Raw genomic sequence first — 24,564 nt, 5'->3', positions numbered from 1 at the left:
ATAAAAAGTTTAATTCGATTTAACAGGTCTGAACATAAAATAGAGACCGAAAATGATAAATGGAATACTTAACCATTGGCCAGTCGATAAAATCCCTAAGGATTCCTCAAATCCACCTTGGCTTTTCTTAACAAATTCTACAAAGAATCTTACCGTCCATAAAAGCACCAAAAACAATCCGAAAAGATATCCAGGTTTATTTTTCTTGTCCGTTTTCCAATAGAGGTAGTGCAGTAAAATAAAAACAAAAATATAACATACACCTTCGTACAATTGAGCTGGGTGACGATAGGGTATCTCAGCCAGATATTGGGAGAACTGAGGATTGTTCTCAATAGCATCATAGGCGGCATTTAGAGACCTTTCCTTTGTTATACCTAATGCTTTGGAAGGATGTAGGTCATCTGAATCCCTGATAAACTTAGTCGCGAATACAAAGGATTCATCCACTGTTTTTCCATTGATTTCGGAATTAAAAAAATTTCCTAATCGCACGGCAAAAGCTCCTATGGCCACGGGAATGGTCATTCTATCAAAGATCCATAGCATACTAAAATCTGGATTTTTTTTAGTGTACAAATAAGTGGATATAATGATTCCAATGGTAGCTCCATGACTGGCAAGACCTGTAAAACCTGTAAATTCATACCCATCAATTAAGCCAAAGAGTAAATTTCCCGTTTCGCTTTCTCTTATTGGTAAAAGAATTTCCAATAAATGGTTCTTGTAGTATGCCCAATCATAGAAGAACACATGTCCCAATCTAGCGCCCAACATCGTACCCAATACGGTGTGTATAAAAAGGGAGTCTAACTGTTCTACAGATTTTTTCTCATTTAAAAATATTTTTTTCATGAGATACCAGCCTACTGCAAAAGCTATGATCCAGAGCAGGTTGTAATACTTTATTTGGATGGGTCCTAAGTTGAAAAGCGTCTCGTTGGGATTCCAAATAATACCTAAGAAGTGCATGTGAGTTATTTTTGAAGGGCTAATATACGGAAATAGGAGGTATTACATCACACGAATCACGCATGTATAATTACCATTTATACAATTTTTAGGGAACAGGATCATAGCCCTTTCTTCCCCAAGGATTACAACTAAAAATTCTTTTAATCGATAGCCAACCTCCCTTAAAAAGACCATGCTTTTTTAAAGCCTCCAATGTATATTGGGAGCAGGTAGGAGAATATCTGCAAGTAGCGGGTGTGTATGGAGAAATTGCCAGTTGGTAAAAACGGACCAAAAGGACAAAAGGAGTTATTAGTATTTTTTTTAGGGAAAACTTCACCGATTAGTTTTAAGTGGCTAAAGTTAAATAATTTATAGTGTTGGTACATAAGAAAAGGCCTGTATTGAAAAAACAGGCCTCTCGCTATTATATGAATATTACAACTAAAATTAAGCACCAACCCTTACAGGCTCTAGATTCTCTGCCTCTTTGGGTGAATAAAGTCTTGATTTGATAATAAATCGTATGCCCATAGGTATTTCCAATGAAAAGCTAGCTCCTCTTCCTGGGGTAACATCTACCGTGAGCTGGGTATGCTTCCAATATTCAAATTGGTCTTTGGAGATGTGAAATTCACACCCTTCAATGGTACCCAACCAAATATCATTATCGTCAATCATAAGTTCTCCTTTAGGAAAACACATGGGGGAGGAGCCATCACAACACCCACCACTTTGGTGGAACATGAGCTCGCCATGTTTTTCCTTAAGTTCCTTTATGACTTCGGTAGCTTTATCACTTACCAATACTCTTTTAGTTTTCATTTTTTTATTATTAAAAGAATCCCATCGCCTTCTTATCGTAGGAGATGAGCATATTTTTGGTTTGGCGGTAATGCGCCAACATCATTTTATGGTTTTCTCTACCGATACCGGATTTTTTATAACCTCCAAAAGGTGCGTGTGCTGGGTATAAATGGTAACAATTTACCCAAACACGTCCGGCTTTTATCGCTCTGGAAATGGTGTATGCCTGGTGAGTGTCACGAGTCCATACACCTGCGCCCAGTCCATAAAGCGTGTCATTGGCAATTTCGATGGCTTCCGCTTCATCCTTAAAAGAAGTGACACAAAGCACAGGCCCAAAAATTTCTTCCTGAAATACCCTCATTTTGTTATTTCCTTTTAAAACGGTGGGCTGAATATAAAATCCACCTTCTAGGCCTTCATTATAGGCTTGTTCACCTCCGGTTAATACTTCACAACCTTCTTCCTTACCAATCTGGATATAGTTCAATATTTTTTCAAATTGGTCGCTAGATGCTTGTGCTCCCATCATAGTATTCGGGTCTAGAGGGTGACCCATTTTAATAGCTTTTGTTCTTTCGATTACCCGCTCCATAAAAGCATCAAAAATACTTTCCTGTACCAACATACGGGATGGACAGGTACATACCTCCCCTTGATTTAGGGCAAACATATTGGCACCCTCAATACATTTGTCAAAGAATTCATCATCTGCATCCATAATATTTTCGAAGAAAATATTTGGTGATTTACCTCCCAATTCTAAAGTAACGGGAGTGATGTTTTTTGAAGCATATTGCATAATCAACTGTCCGGTAGTAGTTTCGCCCGTAAATGCAACTTTATTTATACGAGGACTCGATGCCAGAGGTTTTCCTGCCTCAGCACCAAAACCATTGACAATATTAAGCACCCCAGCGGGTAAAATATCCTCGATCATCTCCATTAGAATTAAAATTCCTACGGGAGTTTGTTCGGCCGGCTTTAGAACTACGCAATTGCCTGCAGCTAATGCAGGGGCCAATTTCCAAACAGCCATTAAGATTGGAAAATTCCAAGGAATTATCTGTCCAACTACTCCTAAGGGTTCGGTCACATTTAGCGCTACAGTATTGTTATCCAATTCACTTACGGAACCTTCCTCCGCACGGATTACACCTGCAAAATAGCGAAAGTGATCAACGGCCAATGGCAGGTCGGCTGCCCTTGTTTCTCGTATGGCTTTACCGTTATCCCACGTTTCGGCTCTTGCCAATGCTTCTAAATTTTGTTCCATTACATCGGCTATTTTCAATAGCATATTACTTCTTTCCGTGGCGGAAGAAGTATTCCATGATGGAGCTGCTTCCCAAGCGGCATGAATGGCCTTTTCAATGTCTTCGGCTGTTGATCTTGGTATTTTGGTAAATGATTTTCCATCTACTGGAGAAGTATTCTCAAAATACTCTCCCTTTACCGGAGATGTCCATTTACCTCCAATAAAGTTTTCATACTGATTTTTGAATGTTGGTTTTTGTAACACGTCTTGCGCTACAGTTGCTGTATTGCCCATATCTAAAACTGTTTTAAGAAATTAATAATTAGTAAAATGTTAATGCGGGTAATGTTTTATCTCCCTATTAAAATTACGTGAGTATTTCTCAAATGGTCTGAAGAATTCTATGAATAACATGAACAATCCTATCATTATTTATTATTATGAATTTTTTAAGGGTAATTTTTTGTAAATTTCTTATTAAAAGTGGTTTAAGAATACGGAAATGTTAAAGTTGTCAGATAAGTTTTTAGAGGGTAGGAGATTGGAGACTATGGTTGAAAACCAAACTTCCTATACGCTAAAAAATGCGGCGATGCATGTTTTTGAAACGCATGAACAAGCGGAAAAGGTTTTATTGCAATTTAATCAACCCGTTTTGGCCAGCATGATAGCGGGTAAAAAGGTTATGCATTTAAGAGATTATGAGTCTTTTGATTTTTTACCTGGTGAATCATTGATTTTACCAGCCAATGAAACTATGTGCATTGATTTCCCGGAGGCGAAGTCCAAAAATCCGACAAGATGTTTGGCCATGGCTATTTCTGAAGATAAAATCAAGAAAGTGCTGGAAATAATGAATGAAAGTATGGCAAAGGACGACCAGAGGGAATGGAGTCTTATGGATTATAACTTCCACTTTATAAACGACCAGGGAATCTTCCAAATTTTACAACGTTTATTATTTCTTTTCTCAGAAAATCATCCATCCAAGGATTTTTTTGTGGATAATATGTTACGGGAACTTATTATAAGAATTCTACAAACCAATGAGCGTAAAATTTATACAAGTTCGCAGATATCAATCAATAGTAATAATAGACTTTCTTTTGTAATCCGATATATTCGGGAACATTTACATGAGCCTTTAACAGTGGAGGAGTTAAGTAAAAAAGCCTATATGAGTCCCTCTCATTTTTATAGGATCTTTAAAACCGAATTGGGTATATCCCCCGTAGAGTTTATCAATAATGAACGAATTAAACTGGCGACAGGATTATTACAAAATCCCAAACTCAACATTAAGGACGTATATATGCAATGTGGGTTTGAAAGTAGGTCCTATTTTAACCGTGTCTTCAAAAATAGACAGCAACTTTCACCCGGTGAGTACCAGGCAAAAATTAAGAGTATTAATAAATATAAAATGTAAATTAGAGGCTATAGGTAGTTCCTTCCTTACCGTCTTTTAACTGTATACCCAAACCTGCTAATTGATCTCTGATTTTATCAGAAGTCGCAAAGTCTTTGTTTTCACGGGCTTCTTTTCTTAATTGAATCAACAATTCAACCACGCCACTTAATTTTTCGGAATCAACATTGGAACTTTTTTTGTTTTCCAGGCCAAGTATGTCAAAGGTAAAGTTTTGCATTGTTTGCAAGAGTAGGTCCTTATCTTCAATGGTAATCGACTCAGTATTCTCTTTAATTAGGTTGATGTGCTTCACAGCATCAAATAATTTGGCAATCAGTATTGGAGTGTTGAAATCGTCATTCATGGCATCATAACACCCTTGACGCCAAGTATTAATATCAAAATTGGTTTTCTTGCCTTCAGGCAAAGACTTAATGGAATTTATGGCCTCCATTAGTTTATTAAAGCCTTTTTCAGAAGCAAGGAGCGCATCATTACTTATGTCCAATATACTCGTATAATGTGCCTGCATCATGAAAAAACGGACCATGGACGGTGAGAAGGGCTTACTCAGTATATTATTTTCACCGGAAAATATTTCACCAGGGAGTATACTGTTCCCTGTTGATTTTGCCATTTTCTTTCCATTCAAGGTGAGCATATTGGCATGTAACCAATAGTTTACAGGTGACTTTCCGTTACTTGCCTCTGCTTGTGCAATCTCGCATTCGTGGTGGGGAAATTTTAAATCCATACCACCTCCATGAATATCAAAGGTCTCCCCAAGATATTTGGTGCTCATGGCAGTACATTCTAAATGCCAGCCGGGAAAACCATCTCCCCATGGAGAAGGCCAACGCATGATATGTTCCGGTTCTGCCTTTTTCCACAAGGCAAAATCTTGAGGACTTTTCTTATCGTCTTGGGCAGTGAGTTCACGTGTATTGGCAATCATGTCCTCCAACTTTCTGCCACTCAACTTACCATAGTCGTTGGATTTGTTGAATTTAACAACGTCAAAATATACAGAGCCGTTGATTTCGTAGGCATAACCTTTTTTCAGTATTTCCTTTATGATTTCAATTTGCTCTATAATATGACCCGTGGCCGTTGGCTCTATACTAGGGGGAAGGAAGTTGAATTTTTCCAATATATTGTGGAAGTCCAAGGTATATCGTTGTACGACTTCCATGGGTTCCAATTGTTCTAATCGGGCTTTCTTAGCAATTTTGTCCTCCCCATCTTCCGCATCGTCGACCAAATGCCCGGCATCTGTAATATTACGTACATAACGGACTTTATAGCCTAAATGACGGAAGTATCTAAAAATCATGTCAAAGGACATGAAGGTTCTGCAATTTCCCAAGTGAACATTGCTATACACTGTTGGGCCACAAACATACATGCCAATTTGCCCTTCGTTTAATGGGATGAACGTTTCTTTTTTACCAGTAAGTGAATTGTGAATTCTAACGGTTTGCTCTTGGTACAATTGCATTTTACACAAAGAATTAAAATTGCGTGTCCATATTTATATACTCAAGAAACTCGTTACGAACAGCTTCCTCCTTGAATTTGCCGCCATATTCTGCAGTCACGGTACTACTTTCTATATCCCGGATACCCCTTGAATTTACACAAAGGTGCTTGGCGTCAATGACACATGCAACATCTTCCGTACCTAAAACTTTCTGTAGCTCACGTACTATTTGAATATTAAGCCTTTCCTGAACTTGAGGTCTTCTTGCATAATAATCTACAATTCGGTTCATCTTTGAAAGGCCAACTACAGATCCGCCGGAAATATAAGCAATATGTGCCCTGCCCACGATAGGTAAAAGATGGTGTTCACAGGTGGAGTAAAGTGTAATGTTTTTTTCTACCAACATCTCGCCATACTTATACTTGTTGTCAAACGTAGAGGAGTTAGGTTTTTTATCAGGGTGTAATCCCCCAAATATCTCCTTGACAAACATTTTGGCAACCCTGTTAGGAGTACCCTTAAGACTGTCGTCCTCTAAATCCATACCTAAAGTCAAAAGAATTTCACGCACACTATCCTTAATCCTTTCAATTTTTTCTTCATCACTAAGAATAAATGCATCCTTGCGTAACGGAGTTTCTTCCGATGAGGAAATATGGTCATCTCCCAACTGCTCAAAATGGTCTTCCAATGTACCCTCTGTTTTCATGTAAATCTAACTTTAACAAGACGCAAAGATATACATTATGTTGCACTTTATAGTACTTAGAACCAGATACACAACATAAATTGGTGTTAAGGTCAAGAGCCGTTTATTTTTGATTAAGTGGAATATGGATATAGATAATGAGTCGTAGCGGTATTTATTTAATAATGACATTCTTAATTGGTTTTACCAGCGTTTTCGCACAGGTATCACCTGATTGTGTCAATGCCGTACCTATTTGTAATAACACACCAATCAATGGTGGTACAGTTGGCTATGGTGTCGACGATTTTAATGGAGCCTCCATTTCCGGATGTATCTCTCTAGGTTCTGGCCCAATAGAGTCTAACTCGGCTTGGTATAGATTTAAGACTGGTGAGCGTGGTCAACTTGGCATCAATATTGGTTTTGATGTATTGGAAGATTGGGATTTTGCCCTGTATAGAACGGATGATTGTAGTAATCTCGGAGATCCTGTTCGTTGTAATTATTTTGATAATTCTGACAATAATATCTTTACTGGCTTTGGTGAAGATCCAACAGGAGCAGAAAATTTTCAATATGATGAATATCTTCAAGTGCAGCCAGGGGAGGAATATTACTTGTTCATTAACAATTTCAGTAACAATAATTCAGGTTTTTCCATACATTTTTCCGGTTCCATATTCGATGAGTTTCCTAATACTGCTTTGGATTGCTCCATAATTAACAATCTTCTTGGACCACCAATTGCGGCATGTGATGGTGCTGCCGTTGTATTGGATGGCACTACTTTAGGTGCTACGGGGTATGAATGGTATTTGGATATTGGTTCTGGATATCAACAACTTTCTACTGAAACCGGACCTACTATTCAGGCTAATATTTCTGGAATGTACCGCGTATTAGTGGTAATGCCATCTGGGAATAATATAGTTAGTGAAGTTCAAGTAGCGTATTCATCTTCTCCGATTTCGAATCCGGTAGGTGATGTTACCATTTGTTTGGACGGTGAAGTATTCGATTTTTCTAACAAAAAGGCGGAAGCTTTAGGCAACCAAAATCCAGATGAGTTTCGCTTAAGTTTTCATAGAACGAATAGCGATGCATTATTAGGGATAAATCCTATAGAGTATAACTTTATACCAAGTGAAACAACGGAGACGATTTACTTGAGAACTACCTCTTTAGAAAACCCCGATTGTTTTGATGCTTCCGAATCCTTTAGAATAAATGGGTTTGATATTCCCCAATTGGATTTTGAGAGCGAAGTATTTATCTGCAATGATTCTCCTTCTACGACCATAGGTCAACCGGTTCCCAATAGCAATTATTCATATTCTTGGGATACGGGGCAAACCACTTCCGAAATTACGGTTAATCAGCAAGGAATATATACGCTCTTTGTGACCCATGAAATTGATAACGTTAGCTGTATAACCGAACGTTCCGTTCGCGTAGTTTTTTCTAATCCTCCGGTAATTTCAGATATTGAAATTGAATATATCGATGATGACAATATCGTCACCATAAAAACCAATGATAACGACCATCTTGAGTATCGGATTGATGAAGGATACCCACAGGAAGATCCTGTTTTTCAAAACCTCCTTCCTGGCCGGCATACGGTTACTATAACTGATTTAAATGGTTGTGGCACTGCCCAAGAAGAATTTGTAATTGTAGGTTTTCCTAAGTTCTTTACACCGAATGGAGATAGTTTTAACGATGTTTGGAGTGTCGGGGGTATTGAAATATTAGAAAACCCGGTAATATCCATATATGATAGGTTTGGAAAATTAATTCATCAAATGGGTAATACAGATAATAGCTGGGACGGTACCTACAATGGTATGCCAGTGCCTGCGACAGACTATTGGTTTAAGCTAAGCTATTTGGATGATCAGGGCCAAAATGTAACCGCAAAATATGTTAATAGTCATTTTAGTATAAAGCGCTAGGCATTTCCAAGTCACTTCAAAATTACCGTTCATCGATTAAGTGCATAAAAATCCGATGTAAAATACTAAACTGACCCATAGCAAGTTATTATATACGTTAAAGTATATTAATAGCCCCACTAAACTATGAGGACACTCCTGTGTTTAATCTTTTGTTTGTTCCTATTTATATGGGATACTTCAGCTCAGAATTCTCCAGATTGTAGAACTGCTATACCTGTTTGTGCGGATCAGCCCATTATGGGACTTGCAGATGGGGGAGGAGATATAGATGATTTTGATCCCGAAGTTATACGCCAAACCGGATGTTTGGAAAAGGGGAGTGTTAGTTCCGCCAATATAGAGAACAACACCTCTTGGTTTGTCTTTAGGGCAGGAACCGGGGGTCAGGTAGGTTTTGATATTGAGGCCCTACCTTCTGGTGGAAACAGCACGCCAACTGCGGAATGGGATTTTGCCGTTTATGGTCCTTATGATGAATTGAGTGGACAAAACTTTTGTTCGATCATCGGAGATGGAACATCGGAACCTATTCGATGTAATTATGAAGTGAACAATACAAATTTTACGGGAATCGGGGTGAATCCTGAAAATGGGCAGGAAGGAGCACCTTTTTTAATTGGCAGCCAAAATACTTACGATGAATGGTTGGATGTTCAACCGGGTGAAATCTATTATATTCTTATTAATAATTTCAATACAAATTTTGATGGAGATCCAGAGCCCTATATGTTGACGTTTACCGGTAACTCAGTACAAGAGGATCAGAACACTGCACTGGACTGTACTTTAAGGGATGAGTTTTTAGGATTGGATATAACTGCCTGCGAAGGTGATCCCGATATTGTTTTAAGTGCATTGAATTCTCCCGCTGGTTCGGATATCGCCAATGTTGAGTGGACCGTTGATTATGAAGACGATGGAGTAGTGGACGGTACTTTGCCAGGTTCTGGACCTTTCGGGGCAGAACTTGTTGTTACTAGCCCAAATTCTGGAAGATATTTTGCTACCATTACTACCAATTCAGGAACCCCTCCAACTGTGGCAGATGTAGGAGGGATTTTGATAACCTTTTATGGGGTGCCTATTCTGGATAGGGTAGAGGTCTTGGATACCAACTTATCCGTTGATCCCGATGCCAATAATGTAGAAATAATAGTAGATGGCGATGGTGATTATGAATACGCGATAAATAACGGTATGTTCCAAGATGACCCTGTATTTATGGATATTCCTCCTGGTATTAATACGGTAATAATTAACGATAAGAATGGTTGCGGAACTACGGAACCCATAGAGTTTCTAGTGGTGGCATATCCTAAATTTTTTACGCCCAATGGGGATTTCATTAACGATGAATGGAGTGTGAGAGGAATTGAGACATTAACAAATCCTATTGTATTTATTTTTGATCGTTACGGAAAGCTTTTAAAACAGTTGGGTGCTGTTGGAGGTTGGGACGGAAATTTTAATGGAAGGCCCATGCCAGCCACAGATTACTGGTTTAGGTTCGAGTATGAAGAAGACGAAGCCGGGGTCTTGGTGGCAAAAACAAGACAATCCCATTTTTCTTTAAAACGATAAAACAAAAAAGGATCGTTTTTTAATCGACCCTTTTTCTTTATAATGTGACTTAAAACCTTTTTACATCAAAAATTGAGAGTATAACTTAAGGTGGCGTTGGTATTTACTCTATTAATCATAGCTGGAGCGGTGAGACCCGTATCAAAAAGGGACTCATTCACGTCCTGCTCAGTCCTATTGATGGCAAGGTCTAAACGACTACCTCCAAAGTTAAATCCGATACCTGTAGAAAAGCCATTTAGGTCATCGATTGTATTTCCATTGGCATAAGGGCTTTGCTCAAACCGATATCCGCCTCTCAAACTAAACATTCCTAATCTGTATTCACCACCGAGTCTAAATGTGGATACTCCACCTAATTCATTAGCTATTTGGTTATTTACAGTTTGAAAGTTTGAATCGTTCGCAGGTCTTAATTCGGATTGGGAAAAATCTTGATACCCATAATCAAAACTTAACAATCCGTTGGGTCCAAAAACCAATGCAATACTACCGTTCAATTTAGCTGGGGTTTTCACCCTGTAGGTTTCGAATAAGTTAACAATATTAAATCCTATAAATCCTATATCGTCATCGGCTAAATCGGAATTTATTCTCTGGGAGAAATCATCTGTAAGTCTATACCATGTTGGTGATTGGTAACTTCCTCCTAAACGAACGTATTCGTTTAATTTGGCAATAGCTCCTAAGCTAAATGAAAATCCGTTACCCTCTGTATGTAAAAGATTATCGAATGTTGTATTCTGAATTTCAGAAGCTGTATCATAACCACTTTCTGTAAACTCCGTATACTGATCGTACAATATATTATGAAAGTTTAATGAAGCTCCCAGATATAGATTGTCTCTAAACTGGCTAGCTGCATTTACCGTAAACTTACTGTTGTATCCTGAAGTATTCTTTAAAAATTCTTGATTAACCGAAGAATAACTAGTATTGCTTATGTAATTGGTATTGGCATCATCAAAATCTTCGGGGTCGAGAATTCCTCCATAGTAACCCAAAAAAGCTTGTTGGTCCCCGAAGCCTTGTACCGCGCCTATATCCAAATAAGCATCTTCAATAAATTCTCCTTCTTGTACTAAAATAGAACCGAATGGTACTCCTTGGGCAAAGTTTAGAAAGTAATTGTCTATTCCTTGATTACTGCTTCCGGAAGCATAGTATTCATTTTCAAAACTTTTAACCATGTCATAGTTAAAAGCTAGGGAGAATTTTTTCCAGTCAGAATTATCATCCGTGTTGTTAAATACGAATGCTCCCCCTATTTGGTTCAGATCAATATCATTAAGTGTTGTATTGTTAGCAGTGCCAAAATAGCTAGCATCATTGTCTCTAAAGTAGTGAGATCCCGAGATTGTTAGCAGGCTATTATTAAAAACAGCTGAGCCGGCAGGATTTATGTTCAAGGCCGACATATCTCCACCCAAAGCGCCAAAAGCACCGCCCATCGCCTGGAATCTAGCAGTGCCTTGCATGTCTTCCAGTCCATATCTAAGAACGTCATTAATATTTTGCGCGCTACCAATAAAGCATAGGCATAACGTTATGAAAGTAATATATCTTTTCATTGCAATAATTTTAAAAAGTTGAAAACTGATTAGTTGCTTCTACCTCCAGAAGATCTTCCTCCACCAGAGGATCTACCACCACCGGAGGATCTTCCTCCGCCAGAAGATCTGGATGAGCTTCCACCTGAACTTCTATAACTTCCACTAGAGCCCCTGGAACTACTTCTACCTGAGCTATAGCTTCTTCCAGAACTGCTGCTCCTACCTGTGCTAAAGCTTCTTCCTGTAGAACTTCTAGAGGTGCCATAAGAGTTACCACTACTCCTACTAGTACCTCGATAGGTAGAAGTTCTTGGGGTAACTGCTCTACTTGTTCTGCCAGGGGTACCAGTTCTATATGAGGATGACGATCGCGCAGTTCCACTAGAATATCCATTATTTCTTGTGTTTCCATAATATCTAGGTGTAGCCCTAGTACTTCTACTTGTTCTATACGCTCTATTTTGATCTACACTTACCGTTCTTCTATTGAGTGAATTACTTCTAGTAGTATTGGAACTTCTTGCAGTTGCCGTTCTGGAATCCGTACTTCTGTACCTTGGTGAATTACCCCTGGTATTTACATTAGATCGTCCCCTTAAAGCGGCAACCCCGTTGTTATTTGAATTATAATAGCCTCGTCTGGTCCTATTAATTGCGTAATTATTATTAAATCTATTGTTTCTGGCAAAATGACCATATCCATAATTGTAAGGATAACCATAATAGCCTCCCCAACCATAATTACCGGCCCATCCCCATCGATTCCATCGGTTCCATCTCCATGGGTTATTCCATCCCCATCCATAATATCCGCCGTAACCATAGTAGCCTCCCCAGCCCCAATTGTTCCAGCCCCAACCGTAGCCGCCCCAGCCCCAGTTATTCCATCCCCAAACAGGGTTTGCCCAACCAACGAAGGGACTATTAAATCCCCAGCCATTGTCGTAAACATTAACTACAACATTTTGGGCGTTGTCTCCCCAACCTCCATAACCTTGATAGTCATTTGGGCTGTCGTAATAGTCGGTAAGTTGTTCTTCAGATATACTATCATTAACCACATTACTAGAATATGAATCTACATCCGTGAAGATTTCGCTATCCAATATTTCACCATATTGATTGGCTTTCTGGCCAAAATAGTCCGTAAAAGTATCGGATTCTTCTTGCTTGGTCGTATTGTATTTGGCTTCGGGTCTACGTTCTACCGTTCTTGGCGAATCATTAGTGTAGATGCCATCATTATCGTAATAAGATGCTTGTTGATAGGAACCGCAGGAAGTACCTAGCAATGCTAGGGTTGCAACCATTAGGCTATAATAATATTTTGTGTGGGATGTGGAATATATCATCGTTCTAAAATTATATTGTTGAACATACTAAAAATAACTAGTTTTACCTGATTATTTTCTTTAAATAGCACAAGTTTTGTGCCAAACTCCGAACAATGGGTAAAAATTTAACTAAGAGAAGTGAGGATTATTCCAAGTGGTATAATGAGTTGGTCGTTAAGGCAGACTTAGCCGAAAATTCCGGTGTAAGAGGTTGTATGGTTATCAAACCCTATGGTTACGCTATATGGGAAAAAATGCAAGCAGGTCTTGATAAGATGTTTAAGGAAACAGGACATGAAAATGCTTATTTTCCTCTTTTTATCCCTAAATCTTATTTAAGCAAAGAAGCTAGTCATGTTGATGGTTTTGCCAAGGAATGCGCCGTAGTAACACACTACAGGTTAAAGAATGCCGAAGATGGTAGCGGCATAATTGTTGATCCAGAGGCCAAATTGGAAGAAGAGTTGATTGTGAGGCCAACCTCTGAAACCATTATTTGGGATACTTTTAGGAAATGGATACAATCCTATAGAGATTTACCATTATTGATCAATCAATGGGCCAATGTTGTTCGCTGGGAAATGAGGACCAGGTTATTTTTAAGGACCTCCGAGTTTCTATGGCAAGAAGGACATACTGCCCATGAAACGGAGCAGGAAGCCATAGAGGAAGCTGAGCAGATGATGAATATTTATGCCGAATTTGCAGAGGAGCATATGGCCGTACCCGTAATTAAAGGTGTAAAAACCGAAAGTGAACGCTTTGCTGGAGCGGTTGAAACTTACTGTATTGAGGCGTTGATGCAAGATGGAAAAGCCTTGCAGGCAGGTACCTCACATTTTTTGGGTCAGAATTTTGCAAAAGCTTTTGATGTAAAGTTTGCGAGCAAAGAGGGAAGCAAAGAGTATGTTTGGGCTACTTCATGGGGTGTTTCTACGAGGTTGATGGGAGCATTGGTAATGACACACTCAGATGATAACGGGCTGGTTTTACCTCCTAAGTTAGCACCGATACAAGTGGTTATCGTACCTATTTACAAAGGCTTGGAACAATTGGATGCTATTTCGGACATAGTGAAGCCGTTAGTTAAAGAATTGAAATCTAAAGGAATCGCCGTAAAATTTGATGATCGGGATACACAAAAACCTGGCTTTAAATTTAACGAATATGAACTAAAAGGGGTGCCAATTCGCCTAGCAATTGGGCAACGAGATATGACCAATGGTACTTATGAGGTAGCAAGGAGGGATACTTTGGAAAAAGAAACGGTACCCATGGATGAGGTTGTACCTAAAATTGAGTTTTTATTAGAGGAGATCCAAAAAAATATATTTAGCAAAGCTTTGGACTACAGAAAGGAACATATAACTCTTGTGGATACCTATGAGGAGTTTAAAAATGTACTGGAAACCAAAGGAGGTTTTGTGTCCGCTCATTGGGATGGCACCTCGGAGACTGAGGATCGGATAAAAGACGAAACTAAGGCGACGATACGGTGTATTCCATTGGAAGCAATAGAGGAGTCTGGAACCTGCATACTAACGGGAAAACCTTCTTTAAAAAGGGTGCTATTTGCAAAGGCCTACTAAAAGATTATAAAAAAAAATATCTGGGTGTTGCGATAGTGAAAAATAATTGTATTTTTGCATCCGCAATTACGTAAAGTAATGGCCCGTTCGTCTAGGGGTTAGGACGCCAGGTTTTCATCCTGGTAACAGGGGTTCGATTCCCCTACGGGCTACAAAATTTGGAACCATTGGTTCCGTAATGGCTTAATGGCCCGTTCGTCTAGGGGTTAGGACGCCAGGTTTTCATCCTGGTAACAGGGGTTCGATTCCCCTACGGGCTACTTGAATAAATGGATGTGACGATCCGGAAAACATAATAAGTTAAGAAGATGGCAAACCATAAGTCAGCATTAAAGAGAATTAGAAGAAACGAAGCAGTACGTTTACGTAACAGGTATCAGCATAAAACAACGCGTAATGCGATTAAAAAATTACGTGCTGAAGAAAGTAAAAAGGATGCTGAGGCTCTTTTGCCAAGTGTTGTGAGTATGATCGATCGTTTGGCGAAACGTAATATTATTCATGATAACAAAGCGGCTAACCTTAAAAGTAAGTTGGCAAAGCATGTGGCAGCTTTATAAGTTTTTTACTTTAATGATATAACTAAAAACCCTCTTGGAAAAGAGGGTTTTTTTGTGATTTATATCCAATTGCCACTTCCTATCCAAATGCTTTCTTTCTGTTAATGATAAAACCAATACAAAAGCTTAGGTACATCATAATAATAAGAAAGTGGAGAATATTTTTTAGGTTATATGCTAGCCATAAATCATATCTTAAGTATCCAATTAAAAAGAGAAACGGCGAAAATATATGAAATAAGAATAAACCGATGCTGACCCAAAATACAAGATTATAGGGTTGACTTATTGTTTTGTGGGTTTTCTGTTTGTCCTTGAAATATAATACAATGCAAATCAACAATACCCATGAAGCTATGGCGTTTGCGTAATATAATGTGGTATACATTGGATTTTGGAACAAGCAGGATATTGCAAAGCTGAGCATGGCGGAAATACCTAGAGTTTTTATCCATTTTTTATACGTTTCATTTTCAATTAATTTCCAATAGGCATAATAAAAAAATGGAAAGAATATCAAATCATATAGGTTGTAGATGATTTCATTGACCCTTGCATCCTTTAAATTTGGGAAAAATGAAAATTCCGGATAATATCTGATGAAATAACCCAGAATTTCATTTAATAAAGTATACGCTAATATTGCGGGCAGGTATTTAAATTGAGTATCAAAGTATTTTTGATAGGTAATTATGGATAAAATCAATGTAATACCATAGGCAATAACAAAATAGCTTCTTTGAAGAAAATCTATGATATCCTGATACATAGTTTAAAAATCTTGTTTAGGTGGTGGACCACCATTGCCTCTGTTCAAAGTTAAACTTGTACCACCTTGTAAAGCAGGGGCGATTGAAAAACTTGGTAAGATAGAAGCTTCAGACTTTTGATTCCCTTTAATACCTTGGTCACTTTGTTCGTCGACCCAATTTCGAACCAATTTCGCTTTCCCGTTTGCATCTATGAAAATACCCCCATATTCGCCATTGACATCCGCTGTAGGTAAAATAAACACGGTATTCTTTCGCGCATATTTTTTGCTTTTAGTTCCGTAATTCCCAAAATATATACGTAAGCTATCCGCTGTTGTTCCACCATTCTTGGCCTCTTGTTCTACATATCCAATATATTTTTTGAGTATTTCGATATCAAAGGAAACGAACTCGGTGGGTACAAATGGTTCATCATTTTCTTGATATTCCCTTTCTGATTCTATTATGTTGGAAATTCTTCTTTTGTTATAATTTATGTATAAGGAATCTGCATCTTCAAGGGAAATTATTTGCTTGGGAGCCTCATAGATAATTTCGTCAACTTCTTCTGTTTGGTGTTCTTTCTTAGGTCCTTCTTGACAGGACGTTAGGACAATAGCAAAAGCTATTAACAACAAAAATTTAAAGGAGTTTTTCATAAGTTAAGTTTTTTAAAGGTTCTGGTTTTGGGGAAACTCCTCTAAAGATATGGTTTTTATTTTATCCTATTAATGAGAAAGGCCCAACGAATATTCGTTGGGCCTTTTCAATTTATTTTAGATTTAATGCAGAAATTACTGATTCATGGTCATCAAAAATTCCTCGTTCGTCTTTGTCTGTTTGAAGCGCTGTTCAATAAATTCCATAGCTTCAACAGGATTCATATCAGCAAGATATTTTCGCATGATCCACATGCGCTGAAGCGTATTCTCATCCAGCAACAAATCATCGCGTCTCGTACTCGAAGAGGTAAGGTCAATTGCAGGGAATATTCTTCTGTTGGCAATCTTACGATCCAATTGAAGTTCCATATTACCCGTTCCTTTGAATTCCTCGAAGATTACCTCATCCATCTTCGAGCCTGTTTCGGTAAGTGCCGTGGCGATAATGGAAAGAGACCCCCCATTTTCTATGTTACGGGCAGCACCAAAGAATCTTTTTGGTTTGTGCAAGGCATTGGCATCAACACCTCCACTTAAGACCTTTCCAGAGGCAGGTTGAACTGTGTTATATGCTCTTGCCAATCGGGTAATGGAATCTAACAGTATAACCACATCATGCCCACATTCCACAAGTCTTTTTGCCTTTTCAAGGACTATATTGGCTACTCGTACATGCTCGGTAGCTTCTTTATCAAAAGTAGAGGCCACAACTTCGCCTCTAACGTTACGCTGCATATCGGTAACCTCTTCAGGTCGCTCATCTATCAACAGGATAATTTGATATACTTCAGGATGGTTTGCAGCTATACCGTTGGCAATATCCTTTAATAACATTGTTTTACCCGTTTTGGGTTGGGAAACGATCATACCCCTTTGTCCTTTTCCTATCGGAGAAAATAAATCAATAATCCTTGTGGAAATTGTACTTTGCCTTTCTGCAAGATTGAATTTTTCTTTAGGAAAAAGTGGAGTTAGGTGTTCAAAAGAAACTCTATCCCTAACCACCTGAGGGTCAATTCCATTAATCTTGTTGACCTTAATTAAGGGGAAATATTTTTCACCTTCCTTCGGTGGTCTTACGTTCCCTAATACGGTATCCCCGGATTTTAGTCCAAATAACCTGATCTGCGATTGAGAAACATAAATATCATCCGGGGAGGATAGGTAATTATAATCGGATGACCTCAAGAAGCCATACCCATCCTGCATGATGTCAAGAACTCCTTCACTGGTAATTATACTATCGAACTCGTACTCCGGTTCTTTGTACCTGTTTTTTAAATCCTTGTCAAAATTGCTTTTGTCATGGTTGTTACGGGACTGATTTTGATTTCTGTTATTTTGATTTTTATTCTTCGGAGAATTTTTTTGATGATCTCGTTTGTTGTCGTTATCGTTGTTTCTTGGCCTAGGTCTAGGTTTTCTTTGCTCTTTGGGTTCGGACTTTGAAACATCGTTCTTTTGTGGTTCGGGCTTTCCCGAGCTTTTATCCGAGGTGTCTTCCTTCTTTTCAACCTTTTTTCTTGGAGCCCTTGGTTTAGGTTTTTTGCTTTCATCCGCAGTGGATTCTGCAGGCGCCACAGCAGCAGCAACTTTAGGATTTGCGGCTTGTAAGTCTAAAATTTGATAAACAAGGTCTAATTTTTTTAGGGTCTTGAATTTGGGAACATTTAGTTCTTTGGCTAGTTCCTGAAGTTCAGGAAGCTTTTTCGATTTTAATTCTGAAATCTCAAACATTAATTAAATAGAATAAGTTATATGTATTTTAAAAAGATAAGAAGTAATCTAAATCTGGATTAAAAAGATAAAAGGGGAAAGATTTCCCTTTGGTAAGTGTTCAAATAAACAACGTCACAATAATACAAATAATTTTCAATATTTGATGGATATTTCTTAAAAAGACCTGTATTTTTGTCTTCTCATGTACTAAATCGAGTATGATTCAAAGAATACAAACTATTTATTTGATAATTGTAGCGCTATTAGCGGGAGTATTACCATTCTTTGTAAACCTTTGGTCAGATACCGAGGGTAATGAAATTTATGCCCAAAATGAAATTTTGGTTTCCATACTATTTTACGTCAGTGGAGCGTTAGCTTTATGGACCATTTTCTTATACAAAAAAAGAAAGAACCAGTTTGTCATGAACCGGTTGAATATGATATTGAACCTTTTTTTACTAGGATTTTTCGTTTATCGGTCGCTAAACTTATCCGGAGAAGCTTCGGTTTCTGAGAAGGGTATTGGGATGCTGATTCCTGTATTTTCTATCGTTTTTTTAGCCCTTACCAATAGGGCAATAAAGAAGGATGAAGATCTTGTAAAATCTGTGGATCGTTTACGTTGAACCTAACATCTTAGTAGTATTAGTGCGAAAAACCCAGGGTAGTTCCTGGGTTTTTATCTTTTTCCAAGTTCTATAACTTCTAAATCCTTAATTTCTTTTCCGTCAATTGTAAATCTCAACATGGTCCTTATTTGGTGAAAACCGTGCTTGCCACATGCTCCTGGGTTCATATGGAGCACTCCTAATTTTTTGTCCCACATAACTTTGAGGATATGGGAGTGACCACAAATAAAAAGTTTCGGTGGGTTTTTAATAATTTCACTCCTCGTGTTTACATTATATTTTGGAGGGTAACCCCCAATATGGGTAATCCAAACGTCGACCCCTTCGCACATGAACCTGTCGTTCAATGGGAATTCCTTCTGAATAATATGGTTGTCTATATTTCCATATACACCGCGTAGTGGTTTAATTGTCGAAAGTTTATCTGTAACCGCAAGGGTTCCTATGTCTCCTGCATGCCATATTTCATCGGCCTGTGAGGCATATTCAAGTATTCTATCGTCTATATGGGAATGCGTGTCGGATAGCAGTAATATTTTTTTCATAGTAAGGATAGATGGAATACAAGAGAAATCCAAGGACCTTATTTTGGATTTAATATCTTTGTTCGCTACAAAACTAATGTATCCCTTTGAGATATTTTATTCAATTTTCATACTTTGGAAAGTTATATCATGGTTGGCAAAACCAACCTAATGCAATAACCGTCCAAGAGGTTTTGGAAGCCGTTTTATCCAAGTTGCTGAGAAATAAGGTTGAAATAGTGGGAGCTGGAAGAACAGATTCTGGTGTCCATGCAAAACAAATGTTTGGTCATTTTGATTTTGAGCATATTACGGAACTTGATAATCTACTTTATCGTGTTAATGCTTTTCTTCCCGATGACATCGCAGTAATGGGCATCATTCCGGTTCAACAAAATGCCCATGCTCGCTTTGATGCCCTGGAAAGATCTTACGAATATTGGATTTGTACAGAAAAGAACCCCTTTTTAAAAGATGCTGCCCATTATGTTAGAGCAAACTTAAATTTGGACTTGATGAATAAAGCCAGTATGCTACTGTTAGGAAAGCAGGACTTTGAGTGTTTCTCCAAATCTAAAACAGATGTTAGAACCTATATCTGCGATGTAAAATCGGCCGAGTGGCGATTGGAAAAGGACAAATTGGTCTTTAAAATTACGGCGGACCGTTTTTTAAGAAATATGGTTAGAGCGATAGTGGGAACCCTTGTAAATGTAGGCCTAAATAAATATGAGGTAAACCATGTTAAGACCATCTTAAAAAGTAAAGATAGGTCACAGGCGGGTGTTTCTGTACCGGCAAAAGGACTATATTTGACATCTGTTATTTATCCCAACGCTATTTTTAAAAATGAACGATAAGTCAGGTAAAGCTTTTGATACTCGCCTTTTTAAGCGATTAATGGCGTATACAAAACCTTATAGGCTAACCTTTTATGGGGTGGCTTTGGCAGCCATATTATTATCTGCTTTTGCCGTACTTACTCCCCTTATCGTAAAGGAAATTATTGATGATGCTATCAAAGGAAGTGATGCCTACAAGCTCCTATATTTAACGATAGCCATGCTCGTGGTTTTATTGGGGCAGGTAATAAGTCAATTATCCTTTAACTACTATGCGAACTGGTTGGGGGAATCTGTTATACGGGATGTTAGGATTAACCTTTTCAATAAAATGCTCGGCTTCAAGATGAAGTATTTCGACAACTCTTCTCTCGGGGTTTTGGTAACAAGGGCAGTAGCGGATATGCAACGCATAGGTGAAATATTCAGTCAAGGTTTTTTTGTAATTGTAGCGGACTTGCTAAAAATGTTAGTAGCGGCCGGTGTCATGGTTTATATCAACTGGAAATTGTCCTTGCTTGTTTTTTCTTTGCTACCCATTATACTTTATGCTACCAGATTATTTCAGAAAGCGATGAAAGTGGCTTTTACAGAAGTAAGAGCGGAAGTTTCCAACCTGAACTCTTTCGTGCAAGAGCGAATCACAGGAATGAAAATTGTTCAACTGTTCACCAGGGAGGCAATTGAGAGCAAAAAATTCAGGGAAATTAATGAAAAACACCAAAACGCTTGGTTGAAAACTGTTTGGTACAACTCCATATTCTTTCCCATTGCCGAGATAGTATCTTCCATAACCGTGGGGCTTGTAGTTTGGTACGGGGGGCTCCAAAATGTAGCGGGCATCACCACTGATGTTGCAGGTACCGTGTTTGCCTTTATCATGCTAATAGATATGCTTTTTAGGCCTCTACGGCAGATTGCGGATAAATTCAACACCTTACAGATGGGAATGGTAGCCGCTAATCGGGTGTTTAAGATATTGGATACGAATAGTACTATTGATGATACTGGTGAATTTGAAAAACCACAAATGAATGGTACAATAACATTTAAGGACGTTCGGTTTGGATACTTAGAAGATGAAGAGGTTTTACATGGGATTTCTTTTGATGTTAAAGCCGGTGAGACTGTTGCCATAGTTGGAGCTACAGGTGCCGGAAAGTCGACCATAATAAATCTTTTGAATCGTTTTTATGAAATTAATTCTGGGACGATATTTGTAGACGGTGTGAATATAAAGGACTATAAGTTAGCCTCGCTCCGATCGCATATCGCTGTTGTTTTGCAGGATGTTTTTCTTTTTGCCGATACCATTGCCAATAACATTTCCTTAAAGAATCCTGATGTTTCGGTAAAAGATATTGAAGAAGCAGCAATTGCAATAGGTGTGGACGAGTTTATAACCAGTTTACCAGGGGGTTACGAATACAATGTTAAGGAGCGCGGTAGTATGCTATCAAGTGGTCAACGTCAATTGATAGCCTTCTTACGAGCTTATGTAAGCAAACCAAGTATTTTGGTATTGGACGAGGCAACATCTTCAATAGATACCTATTCTGAGCAATTGATACAACAAGCTACGGATAAAATAACTGCAGGAAGAACTTCCATTGTAATAGCCCATAGATTGGCAACCATTAAAAAGGCAGACAAGATTATTGTTATGGATGCTGGAAAAATTGTAGAAATGGGAACCCATAAGCAGTTATTGAAAAATGATGGATACTACAGAAATCTTTACGAAGCTCAGTTTTTGGCCGAAGAAGTGGCTTAGAAGATAAGGTTAGCTTACCCTAAAATCCTCTATTTGCATAGCTCCTGTAAGCAAAAGTATCAAGGGCAATATTATGGATAGGCTTATATAAAAAAAGGTAAAAATCACACAAAAGATTATAACTTTTGACCAAAGTTCCAAACCTTTATCCTTGGAAACTTTTTTAATCACATATGCACTATAAGCATACATGAAAATTAGCGCTACAAAGCTAAATGTCATATAATTTCCAGGCATGATTACAAGAATAAGTAAGGATGGAATAAAAATTGCCAAGGAATATTGAGCTAGGGTGTACATAAAGATTACAACCCTTTCCGAAAAATTATATTTTTGAGTTTGAAAGTTTAACCACCCCGAAATGGCCATCATTGGTATATAAAGTACGAAAAAAATAGCCTGATAATCCAAGACCATATCCCACATTTTGGTTTGCCAAGTCATTGAAGTTCCAGTCCCTAAAATGTCCATATCCATTTCAGCACTATTTCTTCTCATGAAAAAGACCAAGAGTCCAGAAAGTGTAATGGAAATACCCAAATAACTAATAGGGTTTAGGTATTTCCTTCGAATACCTCCAATATATCCTGCTATAACAGTATGCGGTTGGGTAAATAGGTGATAAAAGGTTTTGAGAAAAGTGTTGTCCAGGTTAAAATAACGCTCAATAACATCACCCCAAAGATTTTTGACGGTAAGTCTATTGCGTATGACTTTTGCCCCACAATCCGGACAATAACTGTAGTCCGTTCTTAAGTTGTTATCACAATTTTTACATTGCACTAGACCAAGTCTTTTTTCAATAGGGTTATTAGCTGTATACCCGATTCAAATAAAATAAATTCTCCATTTTTAATGTAAGAGATTTGACCGGTTTCTTCACTTACCACTAAACAAAGCGCATCCGTTTTTTCGGTAATTCCAATTGCCGCTCTATGCCTAAGCCCATACCTTAAAGGTATACTTCTTTCATTTGTCACGGGCAATATTACTCGGGTAGCCACAATAAAATTATCTACTATTACGGCTGCACCGTCATGTAAAGGGCTATTCTTATAAAAGATACTTTCAATAATAGGCTGGGTAACCTCAATGTTCATTCTATCACCCGTATTCTTAATGAAATCGAGAGAGTTGCCCCTTTCAATAACCAATATGGCACCGGTCTTACTGGTAGACATTTTCTCGCAAGCCTTTACAATGGCTTCAACATTAATACTTGTGGTTTCCCCTTCCTGTTTTAAAAACTTAAAATGTTTAACGAAGTTTCGTTTGTTGGCAAAATTGGTAGACCCGATCATTAAAAGGAATTTTCTTATTTCTTGTTGAAAGACAATGATAAGGGCAATAAGACCAACTTGCATAAAAGCTCCCACGATGCTACTAATCATCTGCATTCCCAATAATTCGGTAAGTTTCCAAAAGGCCCAGACTATAACAATACCAATAAATATATTGATGGCGGCCGAACCGCGGACTAATTTATATACATAGTAGAGAAGCACGGCGACTAAAACAATATCGAGGATATCCGTAATCTTAAAGTCGATAAAATTTAAAAAATCCAAATAATGCCGTTTATGTAAAATTAACAAAAATAGACGAACAAGGTGATCAAAATATTAAGCCGTGAGTTGTTCATGAATCTTAATGCATTCCATTGCCTCCTTGACATCGTGAACCCTAAGAATATTGGCACCATTATTTAGCGCTAACATATTTAACGCAGTTGTACCATTAAGCGCGTTTTTAGCCTCCGTACCTAATAAATTATAAATCATGGATTTTCTACTGAGTCCGACCAATATTGGTTTTTCTGCTATTTGTAGTAGGTCCAAATTTTTCAAAAGATGATAATTTTGGTCTAGTGTTTTGGAAAAACCAAAGCCGGGATCAATAATAAAGTCAATTATTCCCTTTGACTTGGCAGCATTTATCCTTTCGGAAAAATAAAACAACATATCCTGGATTAAATGCTCATACTGCGTATTTTGCTGCATTGTTTTGGGGTTACCACGCATATGCATCATGATGTAAGGTACATGATACGCTGCGATTACATTTAACATCTCTTTGTCCAAAAGTCCAGAGGATATGTCATTGACAAGTGCCGCACCCCTGTCCAACGCCTGTTTTGCGACGGCTCCCCTAAATGTATCTATGGAAAGAATTGCTTCTGGGAATTTTTTTAATACAAGCTCAACTATAGGCTGTAATCTTTGATTTTCTTCATCAATAGAAATTTCTTCAGCCCCGGGTCTTGTGCTGTATGCACCGAGATCTATAAAAGTGGCACCGTCAACCAACATTTTTTCCACCTGATTTAAAATTTCCTTTCCATCCTGGTATTTACCTCCATCGTAAAAGGAGTCAGGGGTAAGGTTTATAATGCCCATTACTTTTGGTCTTTTCAGATCAATTAGTTCTCCTCTGCAGTTAATGGTCATAATGTAAATTGTATAAAAGGGTCAGAAGTAAGT

General features: G+C 38.1%; 23 protein-coding genes and 2 tRNA genes. 10 read left to right on the top strand and 15 right to left on the bottom strand.

Annotated features, from left to right (window positions below):
• Positions 1–9: 9 nt before the first annotated feature.
• The 4 genes from lgt to exaC all read right to left on the bottom strand — a co-directional run bounded on the left by lgt (position 10) and on the right by exaC (position 3,313).
• A complete protein-coding gene (gene lgt / locus PP182_RS00215; RefSeq protein ID WP_272649316.1) occupies positions 10–972 on the bottom strand; it encodes a prolipoprotein diacylglyceryl transferase in 963 nt (320 codons plus the stop codon).
• Between the two features lie 88 nt (positions 973–1,060).
• Positions 1,061–1,294 (bottom strand): membrane protein insertion efficiency factor YidD, encoded by a 234-nt coding sequence (yidD, locus tag PP182_RS00210; protein WP_272649315.1) that lies wholly within the window; start codon positions 1,292–1,294, stop codon positions 1,061–1,063.
• A 110-nt stretch (positions 1,295–1,404) separates the two neighbouring features.
• Positions 1,405–1,779: a DUF779 domain-containing protein gene (locus PP182_RS00205; protein ID WP_272649314.1), complete on the bottom strand. Its 375-nt coding sequence runs from the start codon at positions 1,777–1,779 to the stop codon at positions 1,405–1,407.
• A gap of 10 nt (positions 1,780–1,789) precedes the next feature.
• A complete protein-coding gene (exaC, locus tag PP182_RS00200) occupies positions 1,790–3,313 on the bottom strand; it encodes an acetaldehyde dehydrogenase ExaC (protein ID WP_272649313.1) in 1,524 nt (507 codons plus the stop codon).
• 208 nt (positions 3,314–3,521) lie between these two features.
• Between exaC and PP182_RS00195 the strand changes: the two genes are divergently transcribed.
• Positions 3,522–4,448, top strand: a complete 927-nt coding sequence (locus PP182_RS00195; RefSeq protein ID WP_272649312.1) for an AraC family transcriptional regulator — start codon at positions 3,522–3,524, stop codon at positions 4,446–4,448.
• Between the two features lies 1 nt (position 4,449).
• Here the strand turns inward: PP182_RS00195 and cysS are convergent, their stop codons facing one another.
• Positions 4,450–5,928, bottom strand: coding sequence for a cysteine--tRNA ligase (gene cysS, locus PP182_RS00190; protein ID WP_272649311.1), 1,479 nt, complete (start codon positions 5,926–5,928; stop codon positions 4,450–4,452).
• A gap of 13 nt (positions 5,929–5,941) precedes the next feature.
• On the bottom strand, positions 5,942–6,622 hold the full coding sequence (gene folE, locus PP182_RS00185) for a GTP cyclohydrolase I FolE (protein ID WP_272649310.1): 681 nt from the start codon (positions 6,620–6,622) through the stop codon (positions 5,942–5,944).
• 164 nt (positions 6,623–6,786) lie between these two features.
• Here folE and PP182_RS00180 point away from each other — a divergent pair, with 164 nt between their 5' ends.
• Positions 6,787–8,559 (top strand): T9SS type B sorting domain-containing protein, encoded by a 1,773-nt coding sequence (locus tag PP182_RS00180; protein WP_272649309.1) that lies wholly within the window; start codon positions 6,787–6,789, stop codon positions 8,557–8,559.
• A gap of 156 nt (positions 8,560–8,715) precedes the next feature.
• Entirely contained in the window at positions 8,716–10,143 is a 1,428-nt protein-coding gene (locus tag PP182_RS00175; RefSeq protein ID WP_272649308.1) for a T9SS type B sorting domain-containing protein, read from the top strand.
• 65 nt (positions 10,144–10,208) lie between these two features.
• On the opposite strand, the gene PP182_RS00170 is transcribed toward PP182_RS00175, so the two are convergent.
• Both PP182_RS00170 and PP182_RS00165 read right to left on the bottom strand, forming a co-directional pair.
• Positions 10,209–11,714, bottom strand: coding sequence for an OmpP1/FadL family transporter (locus PP182_RS00170; protein ID WP_272649307.1), 1,506 nt, complete (start codon positions 11,712–11,714; stop codon positions 10,209–10,211).
• Between the two features lie 29 nt (positions 11,715–11,743).
• Positions 11,744–13,006 (bottom strand): hypothetical protein, encoded by a 1,263-nt coding sequence (locus PP182_RS00165; protein WP_272649306.1) that lies wholly within the window; start codon positions 13,004–13,006, stop codon positions 11,744–11,746.
• A 137-nt stretch (positions 13,007–13,143) separates the two neighbouring features.
• Between PP182_RS00165 and proS the strand changes: the two genes are divergently transcribed.
• The 4 genes from proS to rpsT all read left to right on the top strand — a co-directional run bounded on the left by proS (position 13,144) and on the right by rpsT (position 15,179).
• Positions 13,144–14,619 (top strand): proline--tRNA ligase, encoded by a 1,476-nt coding sequence (gene proS / locus PP182_RS00160; RefSeq protein ID WP_272649305.1) that lies wholly within the window; start codon positions 13,144–13,146, stop codon positions 14,617–14,619.
• 80 nt (positions 14,620–14,699) lie between these two features.
• Positions 14,700–14,771, top strand: a tRNA-Glu gene (locus tag PP182_RS00155).
• Between the two features lie 36 nt (positions 14,772–14,807).
• Positions 14,808–14,879: transfer RNA gene (locus PP182_RS00150), tRNA-Glu, on the top strand.
• A gap of 48 nt (positions 14,880–14,927) precedes the next feature.
• On the top strand, positions 14,928–15,179 hold the full coding sequence (gene rpsT, locus PP182_RS00145) for a 30S ribosomal protein S20 (protein ID WP_272649304.1): 252 nt from the start codon (positions 14,928–14,930) through the stop codon (positions 15,177–15,179).
• A 79-nt stretch (positions 15,180–15,258) separates the two neighbouring features.
• Here the strand turns inward: rpsT and PP182_RS00140 are convergent, their stop codons facing one another.
• The 3 genes from PP182_RS00140 to rho all read right to left on the bottom strand — a co-directional run bounded on the left by PP182_RS00140 (position 15,259) and on the right by rho (position 18,330).
• Positions 15,259–15,948, bottom strand: coding sequence for a hypothetical protein (locus tag PP182_RS00140; protein ID WP_272649303.1), 690 nt, complete (start codon positions 15,946–15,948; stop codon positions 15,259–15,261).
• 3 nt (positions 15,949–15,951) lie between these two features.
• The gene (locus PP182_RS00135) at positions 15,952–16,590 is read right to left on the bottom strand and encodes a hypothetical protein (protein WP_272649302.1); all 639 of its coding nucleotides are present in this window, start codon (positions 16,588–16,590) and stop codon (positions 15,952–15,954) included.
• 135 nt (positions 16,591–16,725) lie between these two features.
• A complete protein-coding gene (gene rho / locus PP182_RS00130) occupies positions 16,726–18,330 on the bottom strand; it encodes a transcription termination factor Rho (RefSeq protein ID WP_272649301.1) in 1,605 nt (534 codons plus the stop codon).
• A 200-nt stretch (positions 18,331–18,530) separates the two neighbouring features.
• On the opposite strand from rho, the gene PP182_RS00125 reads away from it, so the two are divergent.
• Positions 18,531–18,941, top strand: coding sequence for a DUF4293 domain-containing protein (locus tag PP182_RS00125; protein ID WP_272649300.1), 411 nt, complete (start codon positions 18,531–18,533; stop codon positions 18,939–18,941).
• A gap of 53 nt (positions 18,942–18,994) precedes the next feature.
• Here PP182_RS00125 and PP182_RS00120 read toward each other — a convergent pair whose 3' ends face one another.
• A complete protein-coding gene (locus PP182_RS00120) occupies positions 18,995–19,489 on the bottom strand; it encodes a metallophosphoesterase family protein (RefSeq protein ID WP_272649299.1) in 495 nt (164 codons plus the stop codon).
• Between the two features lie 86 nt (positions 19,490–19,575).
• On the opposite strand from PP182_RS00120, the gene truA reads away from it, so the two are divergent.
• Together truA and PP182_RS00110 are read left to right on the top strand one after the other, a co-directional pair.
• On the top strand, positions 19,576–20,328 hold the full coding sequence (truA, locus tag PP182_RS00115) for a tRNA pseudouridine(38-40) synthase TruA (RefSeq protein ID WP_272649298.1): 753 nt from the start codon (positions 19,576–19,578) through the stop codon (positions 20,326–20,328).
• Positions 20,318–22,084, top strand: a complete 1,767-nt coding sequence (locus PP182_RS00110) for an ABC transporter ATP-binding protein (RefSeq protein WP_272649297.1) — start codon at positions 20,318–20,320, stop codon at positions 22,082–22,084. The genes truA and PP182_RS00110 overlap by 11 nt, the downstream gene beginning before the upstream one ends.
• Before the next feature lie 9 nt (positions 22,085–22,093).
• Here the strand turns inward: PP182_RS00110 and PP182_RS00105 are convergent, their stop codons facing one another.
• Genes PP182_RS00105 through folP form a run of 3 tightly spaced genes read right to left on the bottom strand, consistent with a single transcriptional unit; the run spans position 22,094 to position 24,531 of the window.
• Positions 22,094–22,867, bottom strand: a complete 774-nt coding sequence (locus tag PP182_RS00105) for a DUF3667 domain-containing protein (protein WP_272649296.1) — start codon at positions 22,865–22,867, stop codon at positions 22,094–22,096.
• A complete protein-coding gene (cdaA, locus tag PP182_RS00100) occupies positions 22,867–23,652 on the bottom strand; it encodes a diadenylate cyclase CdaA (protein ID WP_272649295.1) in 786 nt (261 codons plus the stop codon). The genes PP182_RS00105 and cdaA overlap by 1 nt, the downstream gene beginning before the upstream one ends.
• A gap of 54 nt (positions 23,653–23,706) precedes the next feature.
• Positions 23,707–24,531 (bottom strand): dihydropteroate synthase, encoded by an 825-nt coding sequence (gene folP / locus PP182_RS00095; RefSeq protein ID WP_272649294.1) that lies wholly within the window; start codon positions 24,529–24,531, stop codon positions 23,707–23,709.
• Positions 24,532–24,564: the final 33 nt, after the last annotated feature.

Origin of the sequence: Maribacter sp. PR1, assembly GCF_028464145.1 — a bacterium.
GTDB lineage: Bacteria > Bacteroidota > Bacteroidia > Flavobacteriales > Flavobacteriaceae > Maribacter.
The sequence above is the reverse complement of the archived record's forward strand: the minus strand, read 5'-3'. Positions and strand labels throughout refer to the sequence as shown.

Coding starts and splice junctions, on each gene's coding strand:
- PP182_RS00180 (WP_272649309.1), top strand. CDS start 6,787: ATGACATTCTTAATTGGTTTTACCAGCGTTTTCGCACAGGTATCACCT.
- PP182_RS00165 (WP_272649306.1), bottom strand. CDS start 13,006: ATGGTTGCAACCCTAGCATTGCTAGGTACTTCCTGCGGTTCCTATCAA.
- PP182_RS00205 (WP_272649314.1), bottom strand. CDS start 1,779: ATGAAAACTAAAAGAGTATTGGTAAGTGATAAAGCTACCGAAGTCATA.
- rpsT (WP_272649304.1), top strand. CDS start 14,928: ATGGCAAACCATAAGTCAGCATTAAAGAGAATTAGAAGAAACGAAGCA.
- exaC (WP_272649313.1), bottom strand. CDS start 3,313: ATGGGCAATACAGCAACTGTAGCGCAAGACGTGTTACAAAAACCAACA.
- PP182_RS00135 (WP_272649302.1), bottom strand. CDS start 16,590: ATGAAAAACTCCTTTAAATTTTTGTTGTTAATAGCTTTTGCTATTGTC.
- folE (WP_272649310.1), bottom strand. CDS start 6,622: ATGAAAACAGAGGGTACATTGGAAGACCATTTTGAGCAGTTGGGAGAT.
- folP (WP_272649294.1), bottom strand. CDS start 24,531: ATGACCATTAACTGCAGAGGAGAACTAATTGATCTGAAAAGACCAAAA.
- PP182_RS00170 (WP_272649307.1), bottom strand. CDS start 11,714: ATGAAAAGATATATTACTTTCATAACGTTATGCCTATGCTTTATTGGT.
- PP182_RS00120 (WP_272649299.1), bottom strand. CDS start 19,489: ATGAAAAAAATATTACTGCTATCCGACACGCATTCCCATATAGACGAT.
- PP182_RS00195 (WP_272649312.1), top strand. CDS start 3,522: ATGTTAAAGTTGTCAGATAAGTTTTTAGAGGGTAGGAGATTGGAGACT.
- cysS (WP_272649311.1), bottom strand. CDS start 5,928: ATGCAATTGTACCAAGAGCAAACCGTTAGAATTCACAATTCACTTACT.
- PP182_RS00110 (WP_272649297.1), top strand. CDS start 20,318: ATGAACGATAAGTCAGGTAAAGCTTTTGATACTCGCCTTTTTAAGCGA.
- PP182_RS00125 (WP_272649300.1), top strand. CDS start 18,531: ATGATTCAAAGAATACAAACTATTTATTTGATAATTGTAGCGCTATTA.
- lgt (WP_272649316.1), bottom strand. CDS start 972: ATGCACTTCTTAGGTATTATTTGGAATCCCAACGAGACGCTTTTCAAC.
- proS (WP_272649305.1), top strand. CDS start 13,144: ATGGGTAAAAATTTAACTAAGAGAAGTGAGGATTATTCCAAGTGGTAT.
- rho (WP_272649301.1), bottom strand. CDS start 18,330: ATGTTTGAGATTTCAGAATTAAAATCGAAAAAGCTTCCTGAACTTCAG.
- PP182_RS00140 (WP_272649303.1), bottom strand. CDS start 15,948: ATGTATCAGGATATCATAGATTTTCTTCAAAGAAGCTATTTTGTTATT.